Source organism: Dickeya sp. NCPPB 3274, assembly GCF_000406205.1.
Lineage (GTDB): Bacteria > Pseudomonadota > Gammaproteobacteria > Enterobacterales > Enterobacteriaceae > Dickeya > Dickeya fangzhongdai.
In genome coordinates this window covers 1,277,884-1,296,969 of record NZ_CM001979.1, presented here as the reverse complement: position 1 = coordinate 1,296,969, position 19,086 = coordinate 1,277,884, and the positions used below count along the sequence as shown (strand labels likewise).

Sequence of the window (19,086 nt, the reverse complement as noted above, 5' to 3'; positions counted from 1 at the left end):
AAAACTTAGCCTTTGCCGATCAACAGCGACAGCAACCCTGCAGCAATCAGCGGCCCCACCGGCACGCCGCGGAACAATGCCACGCCCATCACGGTACCGACCAACAGGCCGGCCACCACCGACGGCTGATTGCTCATCAACGTCACCCCGCGTCCGCCCAGCCAGGATACGGCTACGCCGATCGCCACGGCCAGCAGCGATTTCCAGTGCAAAAAAGAGTAGAACACGTCGCCGGCGGAAATCTTGCCGCTGGCAATCGGCGCCATCACCCCGATGGTCAGCACCAGCACCCCAAACGACAGACCATATTTTTCCACCCACGGAAAATAGTGATTCAGCGGCGTAATGCGTACCACCACCAAAAACAGAATAGCCAGCGTAACGGTCATGTTCTGGCTGATAATGCCGAGAGCGGCCAGCGCCAGTAAAATAAGCAGAGTCGGGTCAAAAAAGGCCATGAAACATCCTTGCCGAAATCAGTCAACACGTAGGCGGGAGATAATAACACTCATTGAACAGGGACAGCATAGCGGCTGCACCGCGGCCTGGGATAAACCGGCGGCGGATTCGGGGAGATACTCATAGTCTGCTGCCGTCATCAGACGACAGATTCGTTCTGGCAACCGGAAACGAAGGCCGCCTGCCAGAACGTAAACGATTGCGCTGTTAGTCCAGTTTAACGCCCAGACGGTGTGCGACTTCCTCGTAGGCTTCAATCAGGCCGCCCAGGCTCTGACGGAAACGGTCTTTATCCATCTTGTTCAGGGTTTCTTTGTCCCACAGACGGCTACCATCCGGCGAGAACTCATCACCCAGCACCACTTCGCCTTTGAACAGACCGAACTCCAGCTTGAAGTCCACCAGAATCAGACCCGCGTCGCCAAACAGCTTGCTCAACACGTCATTGGCTTTGTAGCTGAGTTCTTTCATCCGCGCCAGATTCTCTTCGCTTACCCAGCCGAAGGTCTTGCAGTAGGACTCATTCACCATCGGGTCGTGCATGGCGTCGTTTTTCAGGAACAAATCAAACAACGGCGGATTGAGGATTTCACCTTCGGTGATGCCCAAACGTTTAACCAGCGAACCTGCCGCGCGGTTACGCACCACGCACTCGACCGGCACCATCTCCAGCTTCTTCACCAGCACTTCGGTGTCAGACAGCAGACTCACCATCTGGGTCGGGATCCCGGCCTCTTCCAGCTTGGTCATGATGAAGTGGTTGAACTTGTTGTTCACCATCCCTTTACGATCAAACTGCTCAATGCGAGCGCCATCCCCTGCTGACGTATCATTGCGGAACTCCAGCACCAGCAGATCCGGATCTTCCGTGGTGTAGACCGTTTTCGCTTTTCCGCGATACAACTCAGCTAGCTTTTGCATCTTTCATTACTCCACACAAGTAAGGGCCACCCGCACCGGGCCCGTTAATTGAACGTGTTGATAAATCCATCACGTTGATGACAAATGAAGAAGGGCCGGAGAACCCGACCCTTATACCCGTCATACTTCAAGTTGCAGGTGCGTTGGCTTTCCTCGCTCACCCCAGTCACTTACTTAGTAAGCTCCTGGGGATTCGCTGCGTCGCCGCTTCCTGCAACTCGAATTATTTGGGTATATATTATTGCGTTTTACGACTTGCTGAACGCGGCCTGGAACACGGCGACCAGCGCATCATTTTGCGACTGGCTTAGCGTATGCCCTTTTGAATCGATGAATTGCAGCGTGCTGCGGTTACCCAAATCGCCGACCTGCAGTTTGTAATCCCCGTTCGACAATTCCGGATCGTGCGCGCCCAGTTCATTCCAGGTGCCGCTGCCCGGCGCCTTATAGCTGACAGACACCGATCCTTGCGGACGGCTGCGATCGCTGACGGTCATACCGATCTTCTCCAGCGCCTTCGGCAGACGGTCCCATACCTGATTGTAGGAACCGCGCACCACCAGCAACGGCAGGCCGGAATCATCGGCGCCGCTCTGGACATTCAGCTGCTGGCTGTTACGGCTGGCCTGCGCGCTATCGTTATCGTTCAGACGTTTGTCCAGTTCGTCGGACAGCGTATTGAGCATCAGCGCGGTATAACGCTGAATTTCGCTGCGCTCCGTCACCGGGCTGGTGTTCTGCTGCAGATCCAGCAGTTTCACGGTCAGCGCCAGCTGATACCCCTGCGTCTGCAGGCTTATCTGATAACGCGCCTGATGCGCCACATCCTCGTCTTCACGCTTCCAGTTGACCCAATCGGTCGTCAGCGTCCGGCTGGCGTCCTGACGGCTGGCGATCGTATAGCCTTTTGACTGGAGAACCTGCGTCAGCACCGCCCACAGGCTGCTGTTGCGCGCATTGTTTTCCAGCAGCAGCGTAGCGCTATTGCCGGACACCTGACCGCGGGAACCATTCAACAAAGCCAATGGCTGCATCGGCGGACGAATATCCAGCGCCTTGCCTACCAGCCCATTCTGGTTGACCGGAGGAACCTCGTAATCCCCATTCTGCACCGGCAGAATCAGACCGGACGGCGCATTCAGCGCCCGGTGCTCGGGGGTTTTCAGATAGGATTCATCGCCGTTAACCTGACGCTTGTAGCGTTGATCGCTGGTACAGGCGGCCAGCAACATGATCAGCGAAACACCGACAACTTTTGCCACCATCGACTTTTGCAATGAAGAACTCATCAAATCTCCCTAACGGTTACAGCAGACCCGCCTGCTTCATGGCCTGCTCCATCACGTCGCGACCGGCATCGGTCAGCGGCGTCATCGGCAGACGAAGCGTGTCGGTCGCCATCAATCCCAATGCCTTACAGGCCCATTTCACCGGAATCGGATTGGGTTCAACAAACAGTTTCTGATGCAGCGGCATCAGACGCTGATTCAGACGGCGGGCTTCAACGAAATTCCCTTGCGCCGCCAGCTCGCACAACGCCGCCATTTCGCGGGCCGCGATGTTGGCTGTCACGGAAATCACGCCGTCGCCACCCAGTTGCATGAAGTCCAGCGAGCTGGCGTCATCGCCGCTCAGCAGAATGAAATCTTCATGAACCAGCTCTTGGATCTGACTGACCCGGCTTAAGTTCCCGGTCGCTTCCTTGATTGCGACAATATTTTTGACTTCCGACAGACGGGCGACGGTTTCCGGCAACATGTCACAACCGGTACGGGACGGCACGTTGTAGAGGATCTGCGGCAGGTCGGTGTGCTCGGCAATCGCCTTGAAGTGCAGGAACAAGCCGTTCTGAGTCGGCTTGTTGTAATACGGCGTCACGGTCAGGCACCCGGCCACGCCCGTGTCGTTGAAACGCTGGGTGAGGGAAATCGCCTCAGCGGTCGAATTGGCGCCGGTGCCGGCGATAACCGGGATACGGCCATCGCTCAGTTCCAGCGTCAGCATCACCACGTCGCCATGCTCATCGTGACTCAAGGTGGCGGACTCGCCGGTGGTTCCCACCGACACAATCGCGGAAGTTCCGCTAGCGACATGATAATCAATCAGTTTTTTCAGGCTTGCACGATCAACGGCACCTTTGTCGTCCATCGGCGTAACCAGAGCAACAATACTACCCGTAAACATTGGCCATCCCCTCCACAAACAAGTGCTTCATGGTACTTTTGACTTCTATGCAAAAGCAAGCTTGCAACCGCGGTTGTCAGCGCTTGGCAGGTGGTTTTTTTTATGTTTACCATGTTACTCCCAACATTTTGTACAGGAAGCACTATTTTGCCGCGCCCACAAGAACACTATCTGGTCATTACCGCGTTGGGGACCGACCGTCCCGGTATCGTCAATACGATTACCCGCCACGTCAGCAGTTGTGGCTGCAACATCGAAGATAGCCGACTTGCGATGCTGGGCACGGAATTCACCTTTATCATGTTGCTGTCCGGCAGTTGGAACGCGATTACGCTCATCGAGTCCACCCTGCCGCTCAAGGGCGCCGAGCTGGATTTGCTGATCGTGATGAAACGTACCGAATCGCAGTCCCGCCCGCCGATGCCAGCCACCGTGTGGGTTAAGGTGGATGTCGCTGACTCACCACACATCATTGAACGCTTTACCGATCTGTTCGATTCCCATCAAATGAACATTGCTGAGCTGGTGTCCAAAACCCGCCCCGCCGACGGCGATACGCCGCCGCAATTGTACATCCAGATTACGGCGCACAGCCCGGCCATGCTGGCAGGTTCAATTATTGAGCCGGCCTTTCATCAGCTATGTACAGAACTGCACGCGCAAGGCAGTATTAGCGTTGTGAACTATCCACACGTTGTGAACTATCCACAGCACGAAGAGAAAGATGGAGAGTAGTGATGACCACACTGAAAGCCGGTGATATTGCACCGAAATTTAGCTTGCCCGACCAGGATGGCGAACAAGTTAATTTGGCCGACTTCCAGGGACAGCGGGTGTTGGTGTATTTCTATCCCAAGGCCATGACGCCAGGTTGCACCGTGCAAGCCTGTGGGCTTCGCGATAACATGGACGAACTGAAAACGTTCGGCGTTGAGGTTCTTGGCATCAGCACCGATAAACCGGAAAAATTGTCCCGTTTTACTGAAAAAGAGCTGCTGAACTTTACCCTGCTGGCCGATGAGGATCATCAGGTGGCGGAACAGTTCGGCGTCTGGGGTGAAAAAACCTTCATGGGGAAAACCTATGACGGTATTCACCGGGTCAGTTTCCTGATCAACGCCGAAGGCAACATCGAAAAAGTGTTCGATGATTTCAAAACCAGTAACCACCACGACATCGTGCTGAATTACCTGAAAGGCGCCTGAGCCCTTTCCTTCCCGATTATTGCCGGTGCAGCGCCTGATGCGCCGGCAAACTGGTTTTCGCGCCGCATTTTCCGTTTTTTACGCCGTCTTTTTCCCCCACCCGTGTTTCATTGTGTGCTGCCGCTGGCTAAGATGATGACAATTCTTTCAAGCTGTTCAGAAGGTTGTATCCGTTATGTCCTATCGGCTCAAACAGACGGTCATCGCCATGCTGGCAGGTGTGTTGCTGAGCGCAAGCCCGCAGGGTTTCCCGGCCGGCACACAGGAAAACCTGCCGGACATCGGCACCACCGCCGGCGGAACGCTCAGCATCAATCAGGAACTGGTGATGGGGGATTTCTACCTGCGCCAGTTGCGGGCCGGCGCGCCGCTGATTAACGACCCGCTGCTGCTGCAGTACATCAACCAACTGGGCGGACGGCTGGTCAAGTCGGCCGATTCCGTGCGAACGCCGTTCCATTTCTTTTTGGTCAATAACGACGAAATCAACGCCTTTGCCTTTTTTGGCGGCAATGTGGTGCTGCACTCCGGGCTGTTCCGCTATGTAGAAAGTGAAAGCGAGCTGGCCTCGGTGCTGGCGCACGAAATTTCCCACGTGACCCAGCGCCATCTGGCGCGCGCGATGGAAGCTCAAAAAACCAACGCGCCGCTAGCCTGGGCCGGCGCTTTCGGTTCGCTGTTGCTGGCGATGGCAAACCCGCAGGCCGGGTTCGCCGCGCTGAGCGGCACGCTGGCCGGCGCGCAGCAAAGCGTCATCAGCTTTACCCAATCCAATGAACAGGAAGCGGATCGCATCGGGATTCAGGTGCTGCAACGCGCCGGATTCGACCCGCAGGCGATGCCCAATTTCCTGCAGCGGCTGGCGGAGACCTCCCGCTACGCCACCAAACCGCCGGAAATGCTGCTGACGCACCCGCTGCCGGAAAGTCGGCTGTCGGACGCCCGTAACCGCGCCAACCAGATGAAGTCCAGCCCGGTGCATTCCTCGCAGGATTTTCTGTTCGCCAAAGCCCGCGTGTTGGGCATGTACGGCTCGCAGGACAACCCGTATGGCGCCGCGTTGCTGGACAACTGGGCCAAAGGCAATGCGCGCGAGCAACAGGCCGCCCAATATGGCCGCGCGATCCGCGCCTATCAGACCAAGAAATACGATGACGCGCGCGCCACGCTGCAACCGCTGCTGGACAAGTCGCCGTCCAACCCCTGGTTTCTTGATCTGATGACCGATATTGATATCGGCCAACAGCGCGCCGATCAGGCGGTCGCCCGCCTGCAGAAAGTGCCGGACGTGCAAGACAACCCGGTGCTGCAGCTCAACCTGGCCAACGCGATGGTGGAAAGCCGTAAATCTGCCGACGCTATCCGCATTCTGCGCAAATACACATACGCCCATCCGGACGATCCAAACGGCTGGGATTTACTGGCGCAGGCTTCCGCCGCGCAAAACATGCGCAGCGAAGAACTGGCGTCCCGGGCGGAAAGTCTGTCGCTGAACGGCAAGCTGGATCAGGCTATCCGCCTGTTAAGCAACGCCAGCTCACAAAGCAAACTCGGCAGCATGGATCAGGCGCGTTACGACGCCCGCATCGATCAACTGCGTGCGTTGCAGCAACGTTTCCGCCCTTATGAGAAATCCTGAAAAAGGTGAGTTGAATGACTAAACCGGTGACCATTTATCATAATCCCCGCTGCTCCAAGAGCCGCGAAACCCTGGCGTTGCTGCAGCAGCAAGGCATCGAACCGGAAGTGGTGCTGTATCTGGATACGCCGCCGGATACCGCCGCGCTCGGTAAGCTGCTCAAACAACTGGGATTTGCCAGCGCGCGCGAACTGATGCGCCGTAAAGAAGATCTGTACCGTGAGTTAAACCTGGCCGACGACAGCCTGACGGAAGCACAACTGATTCAGGCGCTGGCGGACCACCCCAAACTGATTGAACGTCCGATCGTTGTCGCCAACGGCAAGGCTAAGCTCGGCCGCCCGCCGGAGCAGGTGCTGGATATTCTGTGACGGGAAGCGTCACAGTCCGAGGATCTCTTTGACGAAAGGAATCGTCAGCTTACGCTGGGCGGTAATGGAAGCATGATCCAGCTGATCCAGCGTCATGAACAGCGTGCGCATCTCCCGATCCAGTCGTTTAAGCAGAAAACGGCTGACGTCTTCCGGCAGCTCAAAACCGCGCAGCCGAGCGCGCAACTGCAGCGCTTCGCCTTTCTCTTCATCCGACAGCGGCTGCAAGCGATAGATCTGCCCCCAGTCCAGACGAGACGCCAGATCCGCCAGTTGCAGATTGATCTGGCGCGGCGGACGATCGCCGGTGATCAACAGCCGGGTGCGCCCGCCTTCCTGAATGCGGTTATACAGATTGAACATCGCCATTTCCCACGCCTCATCGCCGGCAATCGACTCGATATTGTCGATGCAGACCAGCGCCAGTTGCTCCATTCCTTCCAGCACGTCCGGGACAAAATAGGCGCGTTTATCCAGCGGCACATAGCCGACTGCGCGGCCGAGACGGGATAATTCCGCACAGGCGGCATGCAACAGGTGGCTACGCCCGCCGCCTTCGCGCGACCAGAAATAGATGTAGCTGCCATGTTCCTGACCCAGCGTCGTGTGGATAGCGGCCAGCAGAGACGTGTTTTCTCCCGGATAGAAACTGGCAAAAGTTTCGTCATCGGGTAAATAGAGTGGCAATGATAACTGTGCCGGAGTGTTCAGAAGCACCTCAAACCAAACAGGCAGGAAAACGGATCAAGTTTAGCATAGAAACCTTTTGCGATTGAACCGTCAAGCGGCCGCTTCGCCGCATAGCCCGCCGGCGCACCGGCGGGCCGCGAGATTACTGTGCGGAAGCCTTGTCGTCCGTCTCGTCAATCACCTCTTCTTCCTTACGGAACAAGCTGATGACGCGGAACAGCAGGCTCAGGAACACGCCCACCACGGTTGCCAGCGCCATGCCTTTCAGCTCCACGGCGCCCAGATGGATCTTCGCGCCGCTGACGCCGATGATCAGGATCACCGAGGTCAGAATCAGATTCTGCGCCTTGTTGTAATCCACTTTGGATTCGATCAGCACCCGGATACCGGACGCACCGATAACGCCGTACAGCAACAGCGACACGCCGCCCATCACCGGCACCGGCACCGCCTGAATCGCAGCGGCCAGTTTACCCACGCAGGAAAGCAGAATCGCGAGCACCGCCGCCCCGCCAATCACCCAGGTGCTGTAAACCTTGGTGATCGCCAGCACGCCGATATTCTCACCATAGGTGGTATTCGGGGTGGAGCCAAAGAAACCGGACAGCATGGTGGACACGCCGTTGGCAAACAGAGAGCGGTGCAGACCCGGGTCGCGCACCAGATCTTTTTTCACGATATTGGCGGTCACCACCAGATGACCAATGTGCTCGGCAATCACCACCAGCGCGGCAGGCAGCACCGTCAGCATCGCCACCCATTCAAAACGCGGCGTGTAAAACGTCGGCAGCGCGAACCAGTGAGCCTGGGCGATCGGCGTCAGATCCACCACGCCCATGACGAAGGAGAGCACATACCCCACCAATACACCGATTAGAATCGGGATGATGGCCAGAAAACCGCGAAACAGCACGGACCCCAGTATGGTTACCCCCAGCGTCACCAGCGAAATAGTGACGGTTTTGCTGTCCACGTCCGTACCGGCGGCAGGCAACAGCCCAGCCATGTTCGCCGCCACGCCCGCCAGTTCCAGACCGATCACCGCGACAATCGCGCCCATCGCCGCCGGCGGGAAAATCACGTTCAGCCAGCCGGTCCCGGCTTTTTTCACCAGCAACGCCACCAGGCAAAACAGCGCGCCGCACAGAATAAAGCCGCCCAGCGCCACTTCATAACCCAGCGGCAACAGCAGCAATACCGGAGAAATAAATGCAAAGCTGGAACCGAGATAGGCCGGAATCTTGCCTCTACAGATAAACAGATAAAGCAGCGTGCCGATGCCGTTGAACAGCAGCACGGTCGCCGGGTTGACCTTGAACAGAATCGGCACCAGCACGGTGGCGCCAAACATGGCGAACAGATGCTGGAAACTCAGCGGTATGGTTTGCAGGAGCGGGGGGCGTTCACTGACGCCGATGGCGCGACGAGTCATCTTGTTTTCCTCTGTGTCTCAGACTGAAAAATACCGGGAACCCGGCAGAAAGTTCAGCGCCGGCACACACCGGCGCAGAAAAAATGTCGCCATCCGTGGTATGCGCAAGAACACCCCGTCACGTCAGGAGCGGGCCGTAGCGTACGCAAAAAAAAGCCGACTCTGCAGTCGGCTGAATATCATTTGGTACCAAACAGTTTGTCGCCCGCATCGCCCAGGCCCGGCATGATGTAGCCGTGTTCGTTGAGGCCCTTGTCAATCGAGGCGGTGTACAGCTCCACATCCGGATGCGCTTTCTCCAGCGCGGCGATCCCTTCCGGCGCCGCCACCAGCACCAGCACCTTGATGCTGCGGCAGCCGGCTTTTTTCAGCAGATCGATAGTGGCGATCATCGAGCCGCCGGTCGCCAGCATCGGGTCCACCACCAGCGCCATACGCTCATCGATATTGGACGCCAGTTTCTGAAAATAAGGCACCGGTTCCAGTGTCTGTTCATCGCGGTACATCCCCACCACGCTGATGCGCGCGCTGGGCACGTTTTCCAGCACCCCTTCCATCATGCCGAGACCGGCGCGCAGGATGGGCACCACGGTAATTTTCTTGCCTTTGATTTGGTCGACTTCGACCGGGCCGCACCAGCCTTCGATGGTCACCTTTTCCGTCGCCAGATCGGCGGTGGCTTCGTAGGTCAGCAAACTGCCGACTTCAGACGCCAGTTCACGGAAACGCTTGGTACTGACATCGTGCTCGCGCATCAGACCCAGTTTATGTTTGACGAGCGGGTGTTTCACCTCGACGATTTTCATTACTCTTTCTCCCCATCGGCAGTGGACGGCCAAAAAAATCGCGGGATTATACCGCTTTTTCGAATGTGCGCCATAGATTCAAGTCTGATCCAAATCAAGCCGAAACGGAAATTATCGCCAGCCAATCCGCACACCGGCCGACGGTAGCCTTTATACTGGCCTGCCGAAACCGCCATGCCGCAAAGACACCGCTCGCAAACGTTTGCTTACGCTGTTAGAATTAGCGCGCTCCATTTTTTAAACCAATCGTAACCTCCGTGGGGACTCCGCAGTGACCGATAAAACCTCTCTCAGCTATAAAGACGCAGGCGTGGATATTGATGCTGGCAATGCATTGGTAGACCGTATCAAAGGTGTAGTGAAACAGACCCGTCGCCCGGAAGTCATGGGTGGATTGGGCGGTTTCGGTGCCCTGTGCGCCTTACCGCAAAAATACCGCGAACCGGTGCTGGTTTCCGGTACAGACGGTGTCGGCACCAAGCTGCGTCTGGCGATGGACCTGCAGCGTCACGATACGATTGGTATCGACCTGGTGGCGATGTGCGTCAACGATCTGGTGGTACAGGGCGCCGAGCCGCTGTTCTTCCTGGACTATTACGCCACCGGCAAGCTGGATGTGGACACCGCGGCCCGTGTTATCACCGGTATCGCCGAAGGCTGCAAACAGTCTGGTTGCGCGCTGGTTGGCGGTGAAACCGCCGAAATGCCCGGCATGTACCACGGCGACGACTATGATGTGGCCGGCTTCTGCGTCGGCGTGGTGGAAAAAGCCGATATCATCGACGGCAGCAAAGTACGTGAAGGCGACGCGCTGATCGCACTGGCGTCCAGCGGCCCGCACTCCAACGGCTACTCGCTGATCCGCAAGATCCTCGAAGTGAGCGGCGCCAACCCGGAACAGGTTCAGCTGGACGGCAAACCGCTGGCCGACCATCTGCTGGCCCCGACCAAAATCTACGTTAAATCGGTGCTGTCGTTGATCGAAAACGTAGACGTACACGCCATCTCCCACCTGACCGGCGGCGGCTTCTGGGAAAACATCCCGCGCGTGCTGCCGGAAGGCATGCAGGCGACCATCGACGAATCCAGCTGGCAGTGGCCGGCAGTGTTCGAATGGTTGCAGCAGAGCGGCAACGTCAGCCGTCATGAAATGTACCGCACCTTTAACTGCGGCGTCGGCATGATTATCGCCCTGCCGGCGGATCAGGCGGAGCAGGCCATCGCCCACCTCAACGCCAACGGCGAAACCGCCTGGAACATCGGCGCGATTACCCGTACCAATGGCGGAGAGACAGTGGTTATTCAGTGATGAAAAACATCGTTGTCCTGATTTCAGGTCAGGGAAGCAATCTGCAGGCGTTGATCGACGCCTGTCAGAGCGGCCGCATCGCAGGGCGAATTACCGCAGTATTCAGTAACAATCCAGAGGCTCTCGGTCTGGAGCGGGCGCGTGACGCCGGCATCGCCGCCCGCGCGCTGTTGCCGGGCGATTACGCCAGCCGCGCCGATTTCGATGACGCGCTGGCAGCCGAAATCGAGAAATATCAGCCGGACGTAGTGGTGCTGGCCGGATACATGCGTATCCTCAGCGCCGGATTCGTGGCGCGTTTCCTCGGCAAGATGCTGAATATCCATCCGTCGCTGCTGCCGAAATACCCCGGTCTGCACACCCATCGTAAAGCGCTGGAAAACGGCGACAGCGAGCACGGCACCTCGGTGCATTTCGTGACCGAAGAGTTGGACGGCGGCCCGGTGATCCTGCAGGCCAGAGTACCGGTTTTCCCCGGCGACACCGAGCAGGACGTGCAGGAACGGGTGCAAACGCAGGAACACAGCATCTACCCGCTGGTGGTGGGCTGGTTTCTGGCCGGACGACTGGCGCTACGCGACAATCAGGCCTGGCTGGACGGCGACGTTATTCCGGCCAGCGGTTACGCCGCCGAGTAAGCCGATTCCCTCCCTACTCGCCCTGGCGCTTTGCCGGGGCGTTTTCCCAAATGACACTTTCCGACGAGCGTCGTCACGCCCGGCCGTCGTCTTTCATCCCGGATAATGACCTTCGTCACAAAGGTTACAGAATTGTATGTAACCGCTTTCATCACTGTGACCTGACTCACGCAGTCTCTCCATAACGCCTGACAGAATATGCCCGGACAGCTTGAGTGTCGGGGTCGCCCTCATGAACTTTTTCCTCTGTGGTGAGTATTGATGATTACCATCCGTGATGTTGCGCGCCAGGCGGGCGTTTCCATAGCCACCGTTTCCCGCGTGCTCAATAACAGCAGCGCGGTCACCCAACAGACGCGCGATCTGGTCCTGCAGACGGTCGAGCAGTTGGGCTACCGCCCCAACGCCAATGCGCAGGCGTTGGCTTCGCAGGTCAGCGACACCATCGGCGTGGTGGTGATGGACGTGTCGGATCCGTTCTTCGGCGCTATGGTCAAGGCGGTGGACACCGTGGCGCAGCGCCTGCAAAAACATGTACTGATTAACAACTCCTATCATCAGGAAGAAAAGGAACGGCACGCCATCGAAGTGCTGATCCGTCAGCGCTGCAACGCGCTGATCGTGCATGCCAAAGCCTTATCCGATGAGGAACTGGCGGAATTCATGGAGCAGGTGCCCGGTATGGTGCTGATCAACCGGCTGCTGCCGGACTACCCGCACCGCTGCGTCTGTCTCGACAACGTCAGCGGCGCGATGATGGCGACCCGCATGTTGTTGCAGCAGGGGCATCAGCGCATCGGTTATCTTCGCTCCAGCCACCCGATAGAAGACGTAACGGAACGCCTTACCGGCTGGCGACAGGCGTTGCAGGAACAGGGCATCGAGCCGCCCGATGAGTGGATCGCCAACGGCGAGCCGGACCTGCAGGGCGGCGAAGCGGCCATGGTGGAACTGCTGGGACGCAACCAGCAGCTGACGGCGGTATTCGCCTACAACGACGGCATGGCGGCCGGCGCGCTGATGGCGCTGAAAGATAACGGCATCCCGGTGCCGGAGCGGTTTTCGGTAGTCGGTTTCGATGATATCCCGATTTCCCGCTACACCGACCCGCGTCTGACGACCATCCGCTACCCTATTGTTTCTATGGCGAAAATTGCCACAGAACTGGCGCTAAAAGGCGCGGCCGGGCTGCTGGACCCCACCGCCAGGCACTGTTTCATGCCGACGCTGGTGCGGCGGCATTCGGTGGCTCCCCGGTAAAATGTGGAGACGGTCACTAATTCATTCAAATCATCCATGTAACCGCTTTCAATCTGTGAGTAAATTCACAGTTAATTAACATTGCGCTCTCTATGATGAGGGCGTACTGCGGAGGACAGGCGCCTTGTAACACGGCCATCCTGTCTGTTGAACCGTTAACCACCACAACGGCGGAAACGTTCACACTGTTGTTTAAGAATACATCGGTTTCAGGACGCATCGGTTTCAGGACGCATTGCCAGACGGTCGCCAGCCAACAGAGTCGGTACCATCTGAAAACAGGGAAGTCAGGCTTTAAGCGGGCCATGCCTGCAAAATCGTCAGCCCGGCATGACCATGCCACGCCGACGCTTACTAACTGACAGCCGCGCTACGTCTACCCCGAGTCGTGCGGCCGGACTGAGAACTACCCTGCATAAACCCGGAGATATCATGAATAAGAAGGTTTTCACTCTCACCGCCCTGGTTGCCAGCATGATGTTCGGAGCCGCCGCCCACGCTGCGGATACCCGTATCGGCGTCACCATCTACAAGTACGACGACAACTTCATGTCGATGGTGCGCAAGGACATTGAAAAAGAAGCCAAAGCCATCGGCGGCGTCGACCTGCTGATGAACGACTCGCAGAACGACCAGTCCAAGCAGAACGATCAGGTGGACGTACTGCTGGCCAAAGGCGTAAAAGCGCTGGCTATCAACCTGGTTGACCCGGCCGCTGCTGCGATTGTGGTGCAGAAAGCGAAGGCCGCCGACGTGCCGGTGGTGTTCTTTAACAAAGAACCGAACGCCAAAGTACTGGCCAGCTATGACAAAGCCTACTACGTCGGCACCGACTCCAAAGAGTCCGGTATCATTCAGGGTCAGTTGATCGCCAAACACTGGAAAGCCAACCCGTCATGGGATCTGAACAAAGACGGCACGATCCAGTACGCCCTGTTGAAAGGCGAGCCGGGTCACCCGGATGCTGAAGCCCGCACCAAATATGTGGTAGACACCCTGACCAAAGAAGGGCTGAAAGTCCAGCAGTTGCAGATGGATACCGCAATGTGGGATACCGCGATGGCCAAAGACAAGGTCGACGCCTGGATGTCCGGTCCCAACGCCAACAAAATTGAAGTACTCATCGCTAACAATGACGCTATGGCGATGGGTGCGGTAGAAGCGCTGAAAGCCCATAACAAGAGCAGCATTCCGGTATTCGGCGTTGACGCCCTGCCGGAAGCCCTGTCGCTGATCAAATCCGGCGCACTGGCCGGCACCGTGCTGAACGATGCGGAAAACCAGGCCAAAGCCACGCTGGATCTGGCGAAAAACCTGGCGCTGGGTAAACCGGCTGGCGAAGGCACCAACTTCAAGATTGAAAACAAAGTGGTACGTGTCCCGTACGTGCCGGTTGATAAAGACAACCTGGCGCAGTTCATAAAGTAATCTCGTCGGGGCGCAGCAACCGTTGCGCCCCTACTGTTTGGACGAATGATTTTCTCAGCCAGGCAGTCATGTTCAGCCCGGCAACGTTTCAGCCAGGTAATTATTTCGACCAGGTAAAATATGACCAGTGACACTCTAACCACTCAGCGCGAATTCCTGCTGGAGATGACCAATATCAGTAAGTCGTTTCCCGGTGTAAAGGCATTGGATAATGTCAACCTGAAGGTGCGCCCCCACTCCATCCATGCCCTGATGGGCGAAAACGGCGCAGGGAAATCGACGCTACTGAAATGTCTGTTCGGCATTTATCAGAAAGATTCAGGCAGCATTCAATTCCAGGGGCAGGAAGTCGATTTCAAAAGCGCCAAAGAAGCGCTGGAGAATGGTGTATCCATGGTGCACCAGGAATTGAACCTGGTTTTACAACGTTCGGTCATGGACAACATGTGGCTTGGCCGCTATCCGAAAAAAGGGTTGTTCGTCGATCAGGAAAAAATGTATCGCGATACCAAAGCGATTTTCGATGAACTGGATATCGATATCGATCCGCGCGACAAAGTGGCCTCGCTGTCGGTATCGCAAATGCAGATGATCGAAATTGCCAAGGCCTTCTCCTATAACGCTAAAATCGTCATCATGGACGAACCCACCTCGTCGCTGACGGAAAAAGAGGTGAACCACCTGTTCACCATCATCCGTAAGCTGAAGGACCGGGGCTGCGGCATCGTCTACATCTCCCACAAAATGGAAGAAATCTTCCAGCTGTGCGATGAAATCACCATACTGCGCGACGGTCAGTGGGTCGCCACTCAGCCGCTGGATGGCCTGAACATGGACCAGATCATCGCCATGATGGTCGGCCGCTCCCTTAACCAGCGTTTTCCGGACAAAACCAACACTCCCGGCGACGTCATGCTGGAAGTACGCGGCCTGACATCCATGCGTCAGCCGTCGATCCGTGATGTGTCGTTCGATCTGCGTCAGGGCGAAATTTTGGGGATTGCCGGTCTGGTCGGCGCCAAACGCACCGACATCGTCGAAACGCTGTTCGGTATCCGCGAAAAACTCAGCGGTACCATCAAACTGCACGGCAAAGACATCAACAACCATACCGCTAACGAGGCAATCAACAACGGTTTCGCACTGGTCACCGAAGAACGCCGCTCTACCGGTATCTACGCCTATCTGGATGTCGGGTTTAACTCGCTGATCTCCAACATCCACAAATACAAAAACAGCCTCGGCCTGCTGGACAACAAGCGCATGAAAAGCGATGTGCAGTGGGTGATTGATTCGATGCGGGTAAAAACCCCCGGCCACCATACCGCCATCGGCTCGCTGTCCGGCGGTAACCAGCAGAAGGTGATCATTGGCCGCTGGCTGCTGACTCAACCGGAAATCCTGATGCTGGACGAACCGACCCGCGGCATTGACGTGGGCGCCAAATTCGAGATTTATCAGCTTATTTCCGAGCTGGCGAAAAAGGGCAAGGGAATCATCATCATTTCATCAGAAATGCCGGAATTGTTGGGCGTCACCGACCGCATTCTGGTGATGAGTAATGGCCTCGTCGCAGGCATTGTCGAAACCAAGAACACCACGCAGAACGAAATCCTCCGTTTAGCGTCGTTACACCTTTAATGATGCAAGGGCTGTTACCATGAAAGCTACTACTAAAAAAAGTGCGCTCACCTGGCTGAAAGACAGCGGCATTTATGCCGTGCTGCTGGTATTGCTGGTGATTATTATTATCCAGGACCCCACCTTCCTCAGTCTCACCAACCTGAGTAACATTCTTACCCAGTCCTCGGTGCGCGTGATCATCGCGCTCGGCGTGGCCGGGCTTATCGTTACCCAGGGCACCGACCTGTCTGCCGGTCGTCAGGTCGGCCTTGCGGCAGTCGTTGCGGCCACGCTGTTACAGGCGATGGACAACAGCAACAAGGTGTTCCCGCATCTGGAAACCATGCCGATCCCGCTGGTTATCCTGATCGTCTGCGCCATTGGCGCGGTGATCGGTCTGGTCAATGGTCTTATCATCGCCTACCTGAAAGTGACGCCGTTCATCACGACATTAGGCACGATGATCATCGTCTACGGTATCAACTCGCTGTACTACGACATCGTCGGCGCGTCCCCAATCGCCGGCTTTGACGATCGTTTCTCCACCTTTGCACAGGGGTTTATCCGCTTCGGCGACTTTAAGCTGTCCTATATCACCTTCTATGCGGTGATTGCGGCGGTGTTCGTGTGGATCCTGTGGAACAAGACCCGCTTCGGCAAAAATATCTTCGCCATCGGTGGCAACCCGGAAGCGGCTAAAGTCTCCGGCGTGAACGTCTCGCTGAACCTGATTCTGGTGTACATGCTGTCCGGTATCTTCTACGCCTTCGGCGGTATGCTGGAAGCCGGCCGTATCGGCAGCGCCACCAACAACTTAGGCTTCATGTACGAACTCGACGCCATCGCGGCGTGCGTGGTCGGCGGCGTGTCCTTTGCCGGTGGTGTGGGTACGGTCGCCGGCGTGGTGACCGGGGTTATCATCTTCACCCTCATCAACTACGGCCTGACCTACATCGGCGTCAGCCCTTACTGGCAGTACATCATCAAAGGCGGCATCATCATCTTCGCCGTGGCGTTGGACTCCCTGAAATACGCCCGCAAAAAATAACGCGCGCGCCGGATAATCACACCGTCATACCTGCCACCCCGGTGGCAGGTTTCTTTTTTTATGTAGTGCCTTTTATGTGGCGCCTTTTATGTGGCGCCTTTTATGTGGTGCCTTTTATGTGGCGCCTTTTATGTGGCGCCGCCGTTTGTATATGACACCGCCGCCACCGATGCTTATTCCCCGCCCCTCGGCCGCCTAACGAAGACCTTATTTTGCACACGCCCGCGGCTGCTATAAGATAGGGCCTTTGTGATTTCCACCGACGGGACGCGGCAAGCAGCCCCGCGTTGCCCGTTGTGACGCTAGTTTGTAGGGAAAATGGATGAAAAAACTTCTCGCACTGATGGCGCTCGGACTGAGCGCCTGCTTCATGCTCAGCGCCGCACAGGCCGGCAGCACGCTGGATCGGGTGAAACAGACCGGCGTAGTCCGCAACGTGCTGTTCAACGACTATCCGCCATTTAGCTATCTCGACGATAAGAATCAACTGGTTGGCTTCGATGTCGACGTCGCCAACGCAGTGGCGCAGAAACTGGGCGCCAAACTGGAACTGGCGACGCCGGGCTGGGAAACCATCGTCGGCGGCAAGTGGCAAGGCCGCTGGGACATGTGCATCTGCTCCATGACCCCGAATGCCGAACGCGCCAAAATGCTGGACTTCGCCACCCCTTACTACAGTACCTTCGCCGTACTGATCGTCCATAAGGATGAGAAAAACATCCAATCCGCCGCCGACCTGAGCAACAAGAAAGTCGGGCTGGGGCTGGGCTCCAGCTACGAGAACTACCTGAACAAAAGTCTGGTGATCCCAGGCGGCAAACCGATCGCCTTCCCGTTTGGTCATGTGCAGGCGGTGCCCACCGATGAAGAAATGGCGTTCCGCAATCTGGCGCTGGGCCCGGGTAAACGGCTGGATGCGGTGATTTCCGACCGTATCACCGCCAAACCGCGCATCGAAAAGCTGCCGCAACTGCGGATCCTGCAGGAACTGTATGCCGAGCCAAACTGGATTGCCGTCGACAAAGGCGACCCGGAATGGAGTAAAACGCTGGCCGATGCCATCGCCGCGCTGCGCGCCGACGGCACGCTGAAAACCATCTCCATGAAGTGGTTTGGTGAAGACATCACCGGGGTCAACCCGTAATGTCGCGTTCGTCCGCTGAAACCCCGTCTCACATGCCGCCGGCGCCTGAACGCGCCGGATTTGGTTTTCGTCTGCGCGCCGGCCTGACCTGGCTGGTGCTGCTCAGCCTGTTGCTGTGGCTGTTTTCGTTTATGGATCTTGATACCGGCCTGATCAAGCAGAAACTGCCCTCCATGTTGGGGATGCATCTGTCGCCGGACGGCTTCATCCAGGGAGCGGTGCTGAGCGTCGTCATAACCATCATTTCAATGCTGTTCTGTATCCTGTTGGCGGTGCTCACCGCTGCTGGCCGGCTCTCTTCCAGCGCGATCGCTTTCGGCTGCGCCACGTTTTACGTCTCGCTGTTTCGCGGTACGCCGCTGCTGGTGCAGGTGTTGATCATCTACCTCGCGCTGCCGCAGGTCGGCATCGTAATGAGTGCCTTTACCTCCGGCATCATCGCGCTGTCGCTAAACTATGGCGCCTATCTGGCGGAAACCATCCGCAGCGGCGTACTCGCGGTTCCTCGCGGTCAGAAGGAGGCCGCTATGGCACTGGGGCTGTCGCGCTGGGTGATCACCACCCACGTAGTGGCGCCGCAGGCGCTGCGCATCATCATTCCGCCCGCCGGTTCCCAGTTCATTTCGATGATCAAAGACTCCTCGCTGGTGTCGCTGATGGGCCTGTGGGAGCTGAACTTTCTGGCTCAGTCTTACGGCCGCAGCACCTACCACTACATGGAAATGCTCACAACCGCCGCCGTCATTTACTGGGTGCTGTCCATTGGGCTGGAATTGCTGCAAGGCCGGCTGGAACGTCGCTTTGGCCGCGGCTACGAGCACCAAGACGGTAAAAAGTCGTCCTGATACCCGCTTCGCCCCACTCGCCGCCCTGTCGCGGCGACTTTAATTATTTACATAACCTCTGCCAGCCCTGTGAAATATCAGGGC

The 19,086-nt window shown here is 57.1% G+C and carries 19 protein-coding genes; 12 read left to right on the top strand and 7 right to left on the bottom strand.

What is annotated here, in order from left to right; translation table 11 throughout:
- Window positions 1-5: 5 nt before the first annotated feature.
- The 4 genes from DXX3274_RS06540 to dapA all read right to left on the bottom strand — a co-directional run bounded on the left by DXX3274_RS06540 (window position 6) and on the right by dapA (window position 3,564).
- A complete protein-coding gene (locus DXX3274_RS06540; protein ID WP_038918258.1) occupies window positions 6-458 on the bottom strand; it encodes a DUF441 domain-containing protein in 453 nt (150 codons plus the stop codon).
- A 208-nt stretch (window positions 459-666) separates the two neighbouring features.
- Window positions 667-1,380 carry a phosphoribosylaminoimidazolesuccinocarboxamide synthase gene (gene purC, locus DXX3274_RS06535; RefSeq protein ID WP_042859135.1) on the bottom strand — a complete coding sequence of 238 codons (714 nt, stop codon included), beginning with the start codon at window positions 1,378-1,380 and terminating at the stop codon, window positions 667-669.
- Window positions 1,381-1,628: 248 nt separating this feature from the next.
- Window positions 1,629-2,669 (bottom strand): outer membrane protein assembly factor BamC, encoded by a 1,041-nt coding sequence (gene bamC / locus DXX3274_RS06530; protein WP_042859134.1) that lies wholly within the window; start codon window positions 2,667-2,669, stop codon window positions 1,629-1,631.
- Window positions 2,670-2,685: 16 nt separating this feature from the next.
- The gene (gene dapA, locus DXX3274_RS06525; protein ID WP_038661016.1) at window positions 2,686-3,564 is read right to left on the bottom strand and encodes a 4-hydroxy-tetrahydrodipicolinate synthase; all 879 of its coding nucleotides are present in this window, start codon (window positions 3,562-3,564) and stop codon (window positions 2,686-2,688) included.
- 147 nt (window positions 3,565-3,711) lie between these two features.
- Here dapA and DXX3274_RS06520 point away from each other — a divergent pair, with 147 nt between their 5' ends.
- The 4 genes from DXX3274_RS06520 (at window position 3,712) to arsC (ending at window position 6,779) form a co-directional block, all read left to right on the top strand.
- Window positions 3,712-4,299, top strand: coding sequence for a glycine cleavage system transcriptional repressor (locus DXX3274_RS06520; protein WP_042859133.1), 588 nt, complete (start codon window positions 3,712-3,714; stop codon window positions 4,297-4,299).
- A gap of 2 nt (window positions 4,300-4,301) precedes the next feature.
- Window positions 4,302-4,769 (top strand): thioredoxin-dependent thiol peroxidase, encoded by a 468-nt coding sequence (gene bcp / locus DXX3274_RS06515; RefSeq protein ID WP_042859132.1) that lies wholly within the window; start codon window positions 4,302-4,304, stop codon window positions 4,767-4,769.
- Between the two features lie 175 nt (window positions 4,770-4,944).
- Window positions 4,945-6,408, top strand: coding sequence for a M48 family metallopeptidase (locus DXX3274_RS06510; RefSeq protein WP_042859131.1), 1,464 nt, complete (start codon window positions 4,945-4,947; stop codon window positions 6,406-6,408).
- A 14-nt stretch (window positions 6,409-6,422) separates the two neighbouring features.
- On the top strand, window positions 6,423-6,779 hold the full coding sequence (gene arsC / locus DXX3274_RS06505; RefSeq protein ID WP_042859130.1) for an arsenate reductase (glutaredoxin): 357 nt from the start codon (window positions 6,423-6,425) through the stop codon (window positions 6,777-6,779).
- A 9-nt stretch (window positions 6,780-6,788) separates the two neighbouring features.
- On the opposite strand, the gene hda is transcribed toward arsC, so the two are convergent.
- The 3 genes from hda to upp form a co-directional block, all read right to left on the bottom strand.
- Window positions 6,789-7,496, bottom strand: coding sequence for a DnaA inactivator Hda (gene hda, locus DXX3274_RS06500; RefSeq protein ID WP_042859129.1), 708 nt, complete (start codon window positions 7,494-7,496; stop codon window positions 6,789-6,791).
- Window positions 7,497-7,611: 115 nt separating this feature from the next.
- Entirely contained in the window at window positions 7,612-8,901 is a 1,290-nt protein-coding gene (gene uraA, locus DXX3274_RS06495) for a uracil permease (RefSeq protein ID WP_042859128.1), read from the bottom strand.
- Between the two features lie 179 nt (window positions 8,902-9,080).
- On the bottom strand, window positions 9,081-9,707 hold the full coding sequence (gene upp, locus DXX3274_RS06490) for a uracil phosphoribosyltransferase (RefSeq protein ID WP_013316936.1): 627 nt from the start codon (window positions 9,705-9,707) through the stop codon (window positions 9,081-9,083).
- Window positions 9,708-9,978: 271 nt separating this feature from the next.
- Between upp and purM the strand changes: the two genes are divergently transcribed.
- From purM to DXX3274_RS06450, 8 genes are all read left to right on the top strand, one after another.
- Window positions 9,979-11,016: a phosphoribosylformylglycinamidine cyclo-ligase gene (purM, locus tag DXX3274_RS06485; protein WP_042859127.1), complete on the top strand. Its 1,038-nt coding sequence runs from the start codon at window positions 9,979-9,981 to the stop codon at window positions 11,014-11,016.
- A complete protein-coding gene (gene purN, locus DXX3274_RS06480; RefSeq protein ID WP_042859126.1) occupies window positions 11,016-11,654 on the top strand; it encodes a phosphoribosylglycinamide formyltransferase in 639 nt (212 codons plus the stop codon). The genes purM and purN overlap by 1 nt, the downstream gene beginning before the upstream one ends.
- Before the next feature lie 261 nt (window positions 11,655-11,915).
- Window positions 11,916-12,914 (top strand): HTH-type transcriptional regulator GalS, encoded by a 999-nt coding sequence (gene galS / locus DXX3274_RS06475; RefSeq protein WP_042859125.1) that lies wholly within the window; start codon window positions 11,916-11,918, stop codon window positions 12,912-12,914.
- A 432-nt stretch (window positions 12,915-13,346) separates the two neighbouring features.
- The gene (gene mglB, locus DXX3274_RS06470) at window positions 13,347-14,342 is read left to right on the top strand and encodes a galactose/glucose ABC transporter substrate-binding protein MglB (RefSeq protein ID WP_039694839.1); all 996 of its coding nucleotides are present in this window, start codon (window positions 13,347-13,349) and stop codon (window positions 14,340-14,342) included.
- Window positions 14,343-14,462: 120 nt separating this feature from the next.
- Window positions 14,463-15,983 (top strand): galactose/methyl galactoside ABC transporter ATP-binding protein MglA, encoded by a 1,521-nt coding sequence (gene mglA / locus DXX3274_RS06465; RefSeq protein WP_038661050.1) that lies wholly within the window; start codon window positions 14,463-14,465, stop codon window positions 15,981-15,983.
- A gap of 19 nt (window positions 15,984-16,002) precedes the next feature.
- Window positions 16,003-17,013, top strand: a complete 1,011-nt coding sequence (mglC, locus tag DXX3274_RS06460; RefSeq protein WP_038661053.1) for a galactose/methyl galactoside ABC transporter permease MglC — start codon at window positions 16,003-16,005, stop codon at window positions 17,011-17,013.
- 322 nt (window positions 17,014-17,335) lie between these two features.
- The gene (locus tag DXX3274_RS06455) at window positions 17,336-18,157 is read left to right on the top strand and encodes an ABC transporter substrate-binding protein (protein WP_042859124.1); all 822 of its coding nucleotides are present in this window, start codon (window positions 17,336-17,338) and stop codon (window positions 18,155-18,157) included.
- Window positions 18,157-19,002, top strand: coding sequence for an amino acid ABC transporter permease (locus tag DXX3274_RS06450; RefSeq protein ID WP_084478715.1), 846 nt, complete (start codon window positions 18,157-18,159; stop codon window positions 19,000-19,002). The genes DXX3274_RS06455 and DXX3274_RS06450 overlap by 1 nt, the downstream gene beginning before the upstream one ends.
- The last annotated feature ends 84 nt before the right edge of the window (window positions 19,003-19,086 follow it).